Raw genomic sequence first — 10,685 nt, 5'->3', positions numbered from 1 at the left:
CATATCAGCCAGCACTTTTTTGTACACAGGAATCAGGTTAAATTCATTCGCCATTGCTATCACTTGCTCCACATGCGGCGTTAACATGAGATCACTTCCTTTCCAATTTGGCGCAGAACCCATGGAGAGAATAAAAAAGCCTCTACCCGTAAGGTAGAGGCTGTCAGTTATTGAAATTATAAGAATGCTCCATATGTAGAATGATTACAGCAAATAGACAAAAGCATACACTTATCCCTTTTGCACAACCACGCAGGTCACCTCAAATAAGCTTCTCTGTAGAAGAAGGTCTCTTCATGGACAAAAGCTTATCCGCTACCGCCGGTCTCTGTAATCTCATATGGAATTGGCTAAGGCTACACTCTTCTCATCTCAACTCTGCTCTGGCTAACTCTACTCTACTCAACTCTGCTACACACACTATATCTCATGGGATGTTACTTTGGCAACCATCAACTTCAAAAACAGGCGCTTATTTCCCCTGGGAAGCTAGATCTGGTCTTAATGCCTGCGCTCCGTTTAAATATACATGCTTGATTTCCCGCTGGGATTTGTCGGTGTTCACCTGTACCATTAAACGGATGCACTTCGGTAAACTACCTGGCACAGGAATTTCCAATGCACACATCAGCGGAACCATATCCCAGCCATCAAGCTTACGGATGGCCATGGCTGGAAAGGCAGCATCCAGGTCATGGGTCACTGTTATCCATACATTACTAATATCCTCTGGCTGAATTTCATTGTAGGATACAATTTCATCCAATAGTTGGCTTGTTGCTTCCAAAATTTCATCTGCTTCATTATTCGCGACGGTCGTCGCGCCACGAATTCCACGATTGTACATCTTCACGCCTCCTTTTTTAACTGTTCAATGACTTCCCGGATGTAAGAGACGGAAATATCCTTCACAACCTCCACACGCCCAATACTACGTGGGACAACGAAAGTAATGCTGCCTTCTTTGAACTTTTTGTCATGCATCATCGCTTCAAGCAGTCGATCTGTTTCGAGATGTGATGGAAGAGAAGTCGGCAAGCGCAACGAAGACAGCATTTCCTTCGTATCGTCTACCAAAGATGGATCTGCCCCTAGCTTCACACCCAGAAGCGCGGAGCCGACCATACCAATAGAAATAGCTTCTCCATGTAAAAACTCACCATATCCCGCAATGGCTTCAATCGCATGACCAATCGTATGACCTAAATTTAGAATAGCGCGTACATCATTTTCTCGTTCATCGCGCGACACGACTTCGGCTTTAATGGAACATCCCTTCTCCAGTCCGTACTCCAGTGCCGCCGCATCCAGTGCGAGCAAATCCGTCGCATGTTCATGACACCACTGAGCAAAATCAGCATCCCAGATCAGGCCGTGTTTGATCATTTCAGCTAGTCCTGCAGATACCTCGCGCGGAGGTAGTGTTGACAACGTATCTACGTCATAAAGTACAAGTTCCGGTTGATGGAAGGCCCCTATCATATTTTTCGCCAAAGGATGATTAATACCGACCTTACCACCCACGCTGCTGTCATGAGCGAGGATTGTCGTTGGAACCTGTACGAATTTGATTCCTCTCATAAAAGAAGCAGCCACAAATCCAGCTAAATCACCCACCACACCACCACCAAGAGCGATAACGGCTGAATTGCGATCCAGACCGCCCTCAATGGCTGCTGTTATCCCCTGCTCAAATACAGCAAGCGACTTGGATGTTTCTCCTGGCTTAACGACAAATGATACCGTTTTGTATCCCGACTCTTGAAGATTGTTCTCCAATGTTGCCAGGTAGAATCCCGCTGCATTTTCGTCTGAAACAATCAACAATGGGCTTTTTTGGGCAATTCCTCGTTCCTTTAACGACTCTCCGGCTTGATGCAACAACCCACGTCCGATATGAATAGGATAAGAACGTTCGCCGAGTTGTACCGTCAGCGTACTCATCTTAGTACTGCTCCAATTGTTGTTCATAGGATGCAATATTCGCGCGGATTTCTTCGATTGAATCCCCGCCGAATTTTTCTAACAAAGCTTTGGCTATCTCCCAAGCTACCACATGCTCCATGACTACGCTTGCCGCTGGTACCGCACATGCATCCGAACGCTCAACTTGGGCAGTGAACGCTTCCTTCGTATCAATATCGACGCTTTGCAGCGGCTTGTAGAGTGTGGGGATCGGCTTCATTACGCCACGAACCACCACGGGCATTCCGTTGGTCATGCCACCCTCAAAACCACCCAAACGATTCGTACGACGGTGATACCCACGTTCCTCATCATACAGAATTTCATCATGCACCTGTGAACCGCGCAGTTCCCCTGCTTCAAACCCGATGCCGATTTCCACACCTTTAAATGCATTGATCGACATGACTCCTTGTGCGATACGTGCATCCAGCTTACGATCAAACTGTACATGACTACCTAGTCCAATTGGAACACCTTCTACGATACATTCCACTACCCCACCGACGGAGTCGCCTTCTTGCTTGATCAGGTCAATATATGCTTCCATTTTCTTTTCGGTTTCCGGATCGGTTACTCTCACCGAAGAAGCTTCGGTGACGGCAATCAGTTCATCAATCGGCAAATCACGATAAGGAGCTTCGATTTCACCAATGCGGATGACCTGACCTGCCACCTTGATTCCGAATTCAGCCAGCAATTGACGAGCCAAACCGCCGCACGCCACACGAATTGCTGTTTCACGTGCACTGGAGCGTTCCAACACGTTACGAAGATCCTTCAGGTTGTATTTCATACCGCCATTCAAATCCGCATGACCCGGGCGTGGCCGATGAACCCGACGTTTTTCTTCATCACTGCCTTCAATAGGCTCAATATTCATAATATTCTGCCAGTGCTTCCAATCGTTATTTTCCACAACTAGCGCAATCGGTGCTCCTGTGGTATAACCGTGACGTACGCCGCCGGCAATCTTCGCCGTATCTTTTTCAATTTGCATGCGCCGCCCCCGTCCATATCCTTTCTGACGACGGTGCAACTGAAAATTCAATTCTTCAAAATCCAACTTCAAATTACTCGGCATACCCTCTACAATGGCAGTTAGCTGGGGACCATGCGTTTCCCCCGCGGTTAAATAACGTAAACTCATGACGCGTTCCCCCTTTAAACTGTTAAACTGTGCATCGCTAAAACCTTTAACTGTGCTTCATTATAGTATACGCACCTTTCTTTGACAAGAAAAGCCACATGTGATCAGATAAACAAAAACACGTCCCTCAGCCAGAAGGGCTCAAAGGACGTGCGCTGTTGATAAGCCAGCCATTACTTATGGATAGAAATAAGTTCCTACGAAACTATGGATGCTATGTGCAGGCTTATGCTTTTTTACGATAAAAAAAGGTTTCAGTCGATTCCAGCCCATATTGGTTTGGAGAAAAGATTTGCTCGGTACTGCCGACAAATAAGACACCGCCGGGACGAAGACTGGCAGCAAACTTTTGATACAATACATGTTTGGCCTCTTCTGTAAAATAAATCATAACATTTCGACAGATGATGAGATCATATCCATCCTCAAATCGATCCAGCAGCAAGTTTTGCTTTTGAAATTTCACAGCCTGTTTTAAACGGTCATCAATCCGGTACATCGCACCATCCGGTTTAAAATATTTGCTAGCTACCTGCTCAGGCACATCCTTGAGCGAGCGCTCCAAATATCTCCCCTCCTTGGCTTTAGCCAATGCACCATCATCAATATCGGAAGCTGTAATGGAGCAATTCCCTAAAATCCCTTTACCGTCGAGAATCATAGCTAAACTATAAGGCTCTTCCCCAGTTGAGCAGGCTGCACTCCACAGCTTAAGCTTTTGCTTCCCTACAAGCAGCTGTGGCAAAATGATATCCCGCAGCACTTCCCAGCGATTGGGATTTCGCCAAAACTCGGAAACATTGATCGTCATCCGATCCAGAAATTCATAGAATAAAGATTTTTCCTTCATCATGGCATCATAAAAAGAAACAAAACTGGGAAACCCGTTTTTGTTGCGAAGCGTCGTTAACCGCCTTTTCATCTGTGCTTCTTTGTATTGTGCAAGATCAATACCTGTGCTGTCCTTGATTTTGCGGATAAACGCTGTGTAATCGGGGTCCGTCTGACCCAGTTCCATATCCGTCATGCTACCATCCTTCTTCATACGTAATTAAACTTATACCCAGGTCGCTACAGTTTTTTCATACCGAACCAATTCTTCCGGTGTGAAAAAATTTGTAATCTCGCGCTCTGCACTCTCCGGTGAATCTGAACCATGAATGAGGTTAAACGGTGTATGTGCAGCAAAGTCTCCACGAATGGTGCCCGGAAGAGCTTCGGTCACTTGTGTTTTACCAATCAGTAAGCGGGAAAGTGTAACAATGTTATCCCCTTCCCAGACCATGGCAAATACAGGACCTGATGTGATAAAGCCTACAAGCTCCTCAAAAAAAGGCTTGCTCACATGCTCCGCATAATGCCGTTCTGCCTGTTCTCTAGATACCTGCACCAGCTTGCCAGCCGCCATTTTGAAGCCTTTGTCTTCCAAACGACTGACAATACGTCCAATCAGTCCGCGTTGTACACCATCCGGTTTAACCATCAAAAACGTACGATCCATCGGCTCACTCCCAATCCAATCTAATGTATTTATACAGTACTAATCTGTATTGTAACAGAAAGCTTGGAAACGGTTAAAGAATTTTGTCACAGCAAACCTAAAATAAAACTTTAGTAGGAGCGGCGTGTTACAAAATGAGCAATATCGCGCAGCGTCTTTTTTGTTTTGACATCTGGTAGTAAGTCCAGCGCATTTAGCGCTTTATTAATATATCGGTCGGCGAGAATTTCAGCTTTAGTGATTCCTTCACTTTTTTTGATCATATCCACCGCTTTGCGGGCGTCTCCTTGCCCGTCTCCATCCTGAATCCGGCGGATTTCAGCCAGCAGATCGTCCCGCAACTCGGGTTGTTCAAGCGCATAAATAACCGGAAGCGTAATATTGCCCTGTCTCATATCGCTGCCTGGCGGCTTGCCAATCTTTTTTTCCGTTCCACATAGATCGAGCAAGTCATCTTGAATCTGAAAAGCCATTCCTACGTTATAGCCATAGCTGTACAGCAGAGAATTGACTTTTTCCTGTGCACCTGCAGCCATAGCTCCCAACTGGCAGCTAACCGCGATCAACAATGCCGTTTTACGCCGTATGCGCAGCAAATAATTTCGCACACTCTGCTCCACATTAAAAAAATCACGTATTTGTTCCATTTCACCAATCGACATCTGTACCAATGCCTTAGACAGCACCCGGTGGATATCGGGATTCGGCAGTCCGGCGGCAATAGATAGTGCGCGTGCATATATGTAGTCTCCGGTGTACATAGCCACCCGATTGTCCCATTTGGACTTCACAGTGGGTTGACCGCGTCTTAATTCCGCATCGTCAATCACATCGTCGTGAACGAGAGAGGCTGAATGAATCAGTTCCAGAGGTACGGCTATGCGCTTGAGCTTATCCAGATCATATTCTCCAAACTTGCCTCCCAGCAATACAAATACGGGACGCAAACGCTTGCCCCCTGCTTTAAGCAGATGAAGCGACGTATCATTAATCAACGGCTCCCTACTGTCAATGCTGCGGTACAGCTCTTCTTCTATGAAGTTCATATCCTTTTTTAATAAACCGAACAAATCCAATCGTTTCATTCTTTCACCCGTGTCAGCGTATTGTCACTCCAGAGAAGCGGCTTCACTAGTCGGTCAAGCAGCCCCAGTTCATATGCATACTTAAAATAAAGCTCTAAACCTTGTTGTTGCTTCTCTCCAAAATCATAACACAGATTCGTAAAGTAGCGCTCCCAATAATCTTCTGAACCTCCGATTTCCTTGCAAGCTTCAGCAATAACAGATGTCAGATCAGATAGACTACGCTGCTTGCTTACACGGAACGCACTCGCAATTTCAGCCACCGCAGCCGAATTCTGAGCAGCAACAGCACGCCGTACTGCCCATACAGCAAAAGTCATACTGTAGCCCGTCCAGCGTTTCCACTCTTCCCCGAGGTCAGTTACATACAGGCCCTCACTTCGCCAGGACGCCTTGATCGCGTGATCTCCAATCAGCAGCCCTGCATCTGCCTGTTCCAACATTAAATCAAGATCTGGTTCACAGTCAAAGTAAGTAGGCTGGCCTTCCCATGCCTTTTTCATCAAAATTTTCAATAAGTTCACCGAGGTGGCTGAGGTATTCGTCAATGCAATGGTACCGTTAATGATTTCATTTAGCGGTTTGCGTGAAAATAGTAAAATGGATTGGACCGGACCGTCTGCACTGACGGATAAATCCGGCAATAACAGCATCTCCTCAGCACCTGATGCATACGCAAAGGAGGACATCGCACTCATATCCAAACTTCCATTCAGCATGCCTCGATTCAATTCAGCCGGAACTTTGGAAACCATCTCCGCCGAATGGAGAAGTTTTGAAGGATTAAAGTAATGAAAAATAGGCCAAGCGTTTGTGTATTTAATTTTTCCGATTGTGATTGTCTTGGTGTCCGGTGTCGGCATCGGAATCCCCCCATCTCGTAAACAGTTGATGTTCTATACGCAAGCTGTCTAATACTTTGCCTACGAGGAACAGTACAATATCATCCAGTGTTTTCGGATGAAAATAAAAAGCTGGCATGGCCGGAATCATTTTGACGCCGAGTCGCGCAAGCTTAAGCATATTTTCCAAATGAATGGCATGCAGCGGCGTCTCGCGAGGCACAAGGATCAACGGGCGCCCTTCCTTCATCATCACATCTGCTGCACGTGCCATGAGATTATCAGACGAACCGTGCGCTACCGCTGACAACGTCCCCATCGAGCATGGCATGATAATCATGGCATCGACCAGATAAGAACCGCTCGCAATCGAAGCTCCAATATCTGTAAACGGATGGTATACAAGAGAACCGGGACGGCCTCCGAATTGTTCATTCAAAGCTCCTTCCCGGTCAGTCACATTCCAGCCCAGCTCCTCTTTCAATACCCGCCAGCCAGCATTGGATACAATCAGGTGAACTGTATACTGCAAGTCCAGCAGTGTCTCTACCAGTCGTACACCATAAATGCTTCCGCTCGCACCTGTAATACCAATAACGATTCGTTTGCCTTGATGGTTGCTCACCTGATTATCCATTAGTATAAACGCACCACCAAATCAATCAGTGTAAAAGCAAATACGACAATGCTAAGTACACCGTTCATCGTAAAAAATGCCGTCTGCAAACGACTTAGATCTTTTGGAGATACAATATAGTGCTCATAAAATAAAATAATGTATGAAATAATCATGCCCGCCAGATACCACCAGCTCAAATCTGCAATAAAAAACAGAACAATAAATCCAATCGCCGTAATGACATGGAACGCCCGAGCAAGGTTCAGAGCACCTGCTATACCAAAACGGGCAGGAATAGAATAAACTCCTTCGCTCTGATCAAAATCAATATCTTGACAAGCATAAATAACATCAAATCCAGCGGTCCAAAATGCAATCGTGAGGTAAAGTACGATAGCAGTCAAATCTATCTGTCCCGTTACTGCAACCCATGCGCCTAGCGGCGCCAAACCAATGGTCAAACCAAGTACAATATGGCACAGCCAAGTGAAACGCTTGGTGTAGGAGTAAAAAACAAGCATAAAAAAGGCCAGCGGGAACAGCTTGAACGCCAGCGGACTTAACTTGAATGATGCCCAGAATAACAGCAACAAGCTAACGATAATGAAAATCACCACTTCGCTTGATTTGAGCAGCCCTGCCGGGATAGCGCGTCCTGCTGTACGCGGATTTTTCCCGTCGATCACACGGTCAATCATACGATTGAAGCCGAAGGCTGCGCTACGCGCGCCAACCATAGCCAGCAAGATCCAACCGATCTGCGGCCATGAGGGAAGGTTGCCTGTCACGACAACTGACCCCAAGACAGCCCCCATAAATGCAAATGGGAGCGCAAATAAGGTATGTTCAATTTTAATCATTTCCAAAAAAATAGCAATTTTCTTAAACATGCTGACTCTCCTTGATTCCAATATGCAATGCCGCGATGCCTCCGGTGAGAGAATGAGCCTGAACATCCTTCAATCCGACTTCACGAAAGATGTTAGCCAGTTCATCCCTTCCTGGAAAAAGCGCCAACGAATCAGGGAGCCATTTGTACTGCTCATAACGTTTGGCGAACAATTTGCCGAGCATGGGCAAGATGTGTTGAAAATATGCATAGTAAATTCCCTTGAACGGCTGCCAAGTAGGCTTGGACAACTCCAGACATACGACCTGCCCGCCAGGCTTGACGACTCGTTGCATTTCCTGCAACACCCGGCGCAGATCCGGCACGTTACGTAGACCGAAGCCAATCGTCGCATAATCAAATGTATTGTCTTCAAAAGGTAGATCCATCGCGTTGCCTTGAACAAGCCTGATTTGCTTTTCACGGGAATCTGATGTTATCTTACGCTCGCCAACATTTAGCATGTTCTGGCTGAAATCCAGTCCTACGATGTGACCACTTTCACTTGCACGCGCCATCGCAAGCGTCCAGTCACACGTCCCACAACAAAGATCGATTGCTGTATCGCCGCGATGCATGTTCATTTTTTTCATTGTAAATTTCCGCCAAGCCTTATGTCTGCGAAAGCTCAGTATATCGTTCATCAAATCGTATTTCCCGGCTATACTTTCAAACACGCTATGAACGAATTGCTCTTTCGGCTTGGTGTCGCTTGATCCCATGACGTTCACCTAACCTTCCCTCACAACCGGGTGCGAACTATGTAGCAGCTTCAGGAAAGGCTCAAGCATGCATTCAAATTCCTCAATCCCCGTATTTTGTTCATCTGACAGAACCTGCCGGATGTGTGTAACAGCCGTGCGAAGCTTGTCCAGTATCGCATCCTCGGCTTTATATTTCAGAACAAGCTTACGCCAAACTTCTGTTTCAGCACCGCCCTCTGAAAGTTGCACCTGCTCATGCTCGTCTCCGTTGCCGTAAATATGCCAGAACATATATCCGAAACGGGACTTGTCCGGTTCTGCCCGCTTCTCCCATTCCTCTATTAGCGTATCACAGAGAGAGAATTCGTTAAGAAGCTGCTTCCAAACTTCCTGATCCTGTTCTGCAATGAGTGAAGTAAATGATAAAAAAAGCTCCTGTTTGAAGCGAACCATTTGAGATAAATACTGAGCGCTATCCAATCGAAAATTCTTCATCTCCCAGTACAAACTCATTTTCCCTGCGTTCACTTCACATACAGCATCACTCAGCTTTGAAATGGCCTCAATTCGACCTGCCAGTGCAAGTAGCTGATAAAAACGGCTGCTGAAGTAGTCACCGGCTAACACCTTCAGCTGTCTGGAACGCATCTCTTCCGGGCTTCGTATACCGGACAAAGTATCAATCATATCATGCGTATCCAGCCCCATCTGCACAAGTGATGTAACCAAAGCGTACAGTTCATCCTCACTGGCATGCAGCTCTTGCGCATTCCGGTTCAAAAACTCAAACAGCAAACGGGTGCGGCTGTCAGGAAAAGCCGGCATTTCCGTATGTTGTTGAATCATGTCGTATTCCACATATTTCTTTGCTAATTGGGGTACGCGATACGGTTTCATCCTAAGCCTCCGAGCCATGACTTTCTGGTATACTCAAATAATTGCAATGCCTTATATTATATCACAATTTAAAATGATTCGCGACTAAAGTACTGTAGGTCCGGCGGTAGAAACATCTAGTTTGTATATACACCGCTAAACCTGTTTTGCCACATGGGTGTTACTGTAATGCGGAAACGAGATTTCAAATCTTCTGGCAGCTCAGCACCTTCCCGATTTCTTAGCTGCTCCAGCGCCTCATTCGTCCACTCGTTGCGGCGTATATCGGATGCCAGCAGCAAATGGCGTTGCCCTGACCATTCGTCCTGCGCCACCACCCGCAACAGCAATTGTCGTACATTCGTCGTTCCGTAAAAACTAAAAGCAGCAAGCTCTGCCATGTTTTGATAAATCTCCAGTGGCGTCGTTTCTTCCTTGGACAGCTTAACATCCAGGGTCAGGACTGAATGTTCCCAGCTTACACTTGCAATCGGTGTAGTCAATGGAAGCTCATTCAGCGTATCTACCAGATTGTCATCCGTCAGCAGCACTCGTTGCTGGGGCGAGATTGTCGCCTGTGTTTCACGAACTGCTGCGGTTCCCGAGTCCAGCATCTGTAAGGACGGCAGCAATATTGCTGCTGCCGTGGTTATGAGAATGGAACCACCGAGTACAATCCAAGGTTTCATCAGAGCCTCCCCTGACCCCTACCCGATAATGTAGGTTTGCTACGGTAAAGGTCCTCACTCTCATTGTACAACAAAAAAAAGCAGGCTATGCCTGCATTTTACTCCTCTGTATCTACAACCCCGTGCTTAGTCATCACAACGGCCTTGCCGCGAATTTTGATGGCTGAAGTATGATCCGTAAATTGGACGATCAGTACCTCACCCTTGTCCAATTTTTCCGAGTGATGCAGGCGTGTATCCTGACCTCTGGTCAGACCAAAAACCTGACATCCATTGCTTTTTGCTTTAATTACGACGTACTCACTGCTGCCCGTCACGTTATCTTCCATGTCCTTTTCCTCCCTGAGAGCCGAAGCTATACTTTT

At 46.4% G+C, this 10,685-nt stretch carries 13 protein-coding genes; all 13 read right to left on the bottom strand.

Annotated features, from left to right (window positions below; genetic code table 11):
- Positions 1–472: 472 nt before the first annotated feature.
- The 13 genes from aroH to mtrB all read right to left on the bottom strand — a co-directional run bounded on the left by aroH (position 473) and on the right by mtrB (position 10,649).
- Positions 473–847 carry a chorismate mutase gene (aroH, locus tag AC5V8P_RS18560; protein ID WP_063213483.1) on the bottom strand — a complete coding sequence of 125 codons (375 nt, stop codon included), beginning with the start codon at positions 845–847 and terminating at the stop codon, positions 473–475.
- A 2-nt stretch (positions 848–849) separates the two neighbouring features.
- The gene (aroB, locus tag AC5V8P_RS18555; RefSeq protein WP_063213484.1) at positions 850–1,944 is read right to left on the bottom strand and encodes a 3-dehydroquinate synthase; all 1,095 of its coding nucleotides are present in this window, start codon (positions 1,942–1,944) and stop codon (positions 850–852) included.
- A gap of 1 nt (position 1,945) precedes the next feature.
- Positions 1,946–3,115, bottom strand: a complete 1,170-nt coding sequence (gene aroC / locus AC5V8P_RS18550; protein ID WP_063213485.1) for a chorismate synthase — start codon at positions 3,113–3,115, stop codon at positions 1,946–1,948.
- Positions 3,116–3,341: 226 nt separating this feature from the next.
- Complete coding sequence (locus AC5V8P_RS18545; RefSeq protein ID WP_063213486.1) at positions 3,342–4,142, bottom strand: CheR family methyltransferase; 801 nt, start codon at positions 4,140–4,142, stop codon at positions 3,342–3,344.
- A gap of 30 nt (positions 4,143–4,172) precedes the next feature.
- Complete coding sequence (gene ndk, locus AC5V8P_RS18540) at positions 4,173–4,616, bottom strand: nucleoside-diphosphate kinase (protein ID WP_064796397.1); 444 nt, start codon at positions 4,614–4,616, stop codon at positions 4,173–4,175.
- A gap of 110 nt (positions 4,617–4,726) precedes the next feature.
- Entirely contained in the window at positions 4,727–5,701 is a 975-nt protein-coding gene (locus AC5V8P_RS18535; protein ID WP_063213488.1) for a polyprenyl synthetase family protein, read from the bottom strand.
- Complete coding sequence (locus AC5V8P_RS18530; RefSeq protein ID WP_063213489.1) at positions 5,698–6,564, bottom strand: menaquinone biosynthetic enzyme MqnA/MqnD family protein; 867 nt, start codon at positions 6,562–6,564, stop codon at positions 5,698–5,700. Before AC5V8P_RS18530 ends, AC5V8P_RS18535 begins: the two co-directional genes overlap by 4 nt.
- Positions 6,521–7,180, bottom strand: a complete 660-nt coding sequence (locus tag AC5V8P_RS18525) for a UbiX family flavin prenyltransferase (protein ID WP_064796396.1) — start codon at positions 7,178–7,180, stop codon at positions 6,521–6,523. Before AC5V8P_RS18525 ends, AC5V8P_RS18530 begins: the two co-directional genes overlap by 44 nt.
- Positions 7,180–8,052, bottom strand: a complete 873-nt coding sequence (locus AC5V8P_RS18520; protein ID WP_064796395.1) for a UbiA-like polyprenyltransferase — start codon at positions 8,050–8,052, stop codon at positions 7,180–7,182. Before AC5V8P_RS18520 ends, AC5V8P_RS18525 begins: the two co-directional genes overlap by 1 nt.
- Positions 8,045–8,773 carry a demethylmenaquinone methyltransferase gene (locus tag AC5V8P_RS18515; protein WP_064796394.1) on the bottom strand — a complete coding sequence of 243 codons (729 nt, stop codon included), beginning with the start codon at positions 8,771–8,773 and terminating at the stop codon, positions 8,045–8,047. The genes AC5V8P_RS18520 and AC5V8P_RS18515 overlap by 8 nt, the downstream gene beginning before the upstream one ends.
- A gap of 9 nt (positions 8,774–8,782) precedes the next feature.
- Positions 8,783–9,652 (bottom strand): heptaprenyl diphosphate synthase component 1, encoded by an 870-nt coding sequence (locus AC5V8P_RS18510; RefSeq protein ID WP_064796393.1) that lies wholly within the window; start codon positions 9,650–9,652, stop codon positions 8,783–8,785.
- A gap of 116 nt (positions 9,653–9,768) precedes the next feature.
- A complete protein-coding gene (locus tag AC5V8P_RS18505; RefSeq protein WP_063213494.1) occupies positions 9,769–10,320 on the bottom strand; it encodes a hypothetical protein in 552 nt (183 codons plus the stop codon).
- Between the two features lie 98 nt (positions 10,321–10,418).
- Entirely contained in the window at positions 10,419–10,649 is a 231-nt protein-coding gene (gene mtrB, locus AC5V8P_RS18500; RefSeq protein WP_063213495.1) for a trp RNA-binding attenuation protein MtrB, read from the bottom strand.
- Between the last annotated feature and the right edge of the window lie 36 nt (positions 10,650–10,685).

It is taken from the genome of Paenibacillus sp. N119s (genome assembly GCF_059447605.1).
Note: the sequence above shows the minus strand (reverse complement) of the source record. Positions and strands in the feature narration are given on the sequence as shown.

Excerpts from the sequence above, each read along its gene's own strand:
- aroH (WP_063213483.1), bottom strand. The coding sequence starts at position 847 with ATGTACAATCGTGGAATTCGTGGCGCGACGACCGTCGCGAATAATGAA.
- aroB (WP_063213484.1), bottom strand. The coding sequence starts at position 1,944 with ATGAGTACGCTGACGGTACAACTCGGCGAACGTTCTTATCCTATTCAT.
- aroC (WP_063213485.1), bottom strand. The coding sequence starts at position 3,115 with ATGAGTTTACGTTATTTAACCGCGGGGGAAACGCATGGTCCCCAGCTA.
- AC5V8P_RS18545 (WP_063213486.1), bottom strand. The coding sequence starts at position 4,142 with ATGACGGATATGGAACTGGGTCAGACGGACCCCGATTACACAGCGTTT.
- ndk (WP_064796397.1), bottom strand. The coding sequence starts at position 4,616 with ATGGATCGTACGTTTTTGATGGTTAAACCGGATGGTGTACAACGCGGA.
- AC5V8P_RS18535 (WP_063213488.1), bottom strand. The coding sequence starts at position 5,701 with ATGAAACGATTGGATTTGTTCGGTTTATTAAAAAAGGATATGAACTTC.
- AC5V8P_RS18530 (WP_063213489.1), bottom strand. The coding sequence starts at position 6,564 with ATGCCGACACCGGACACCAAGACAATCACAATCGGAAAAATTAAATAC.
- AC5V8P_RS18525 (WP_064796396.1), bottom strand. The coding sequence starts at position 7,180 with ATGGATAATCAGGTGAGCAACCATCAAGGCAAACGAATCGTTATTGGT.
- AC5V8P_RS18520 (WP_064796395.1), bottom strand. The coding sequence starts at position 8,052 with ATGTTTAAGAAAATTGCTATTTTTTTGGAAATGATTAAAATTGAACAT.
- AC5V8P_RS18515 (WP_064796394.1), bottom strand. The coding sequence starts at position 8,773 with ATGGGATCAAGCGACACCAAGCCGAAAGAGCAATTCGTTCATAGCGTG.
- AC5V8P_RS18510 (WP_064796393.1), bottom strand. The coding sequence starts at position 9,652 with ATGAAACCGTATCGCGTACCCCAATTAGCAAAGAAATATGTGGAATAC.
- AC5V8P_RS18505 (WP_063213494.1), bottom strand. The coding sequence starts at position 10,320 with ATGAAACCTTGGATTGTACTCGGTGGTTCCATTCTCATAACCACGGCA.
- mtrB (WP_063213495.1), bottom strand. The coding sequence starts at position 10,649 with ATGGAAGATAACGTGACGGGCAGCAGTGAGTACGTCGTAATTAAAGCA.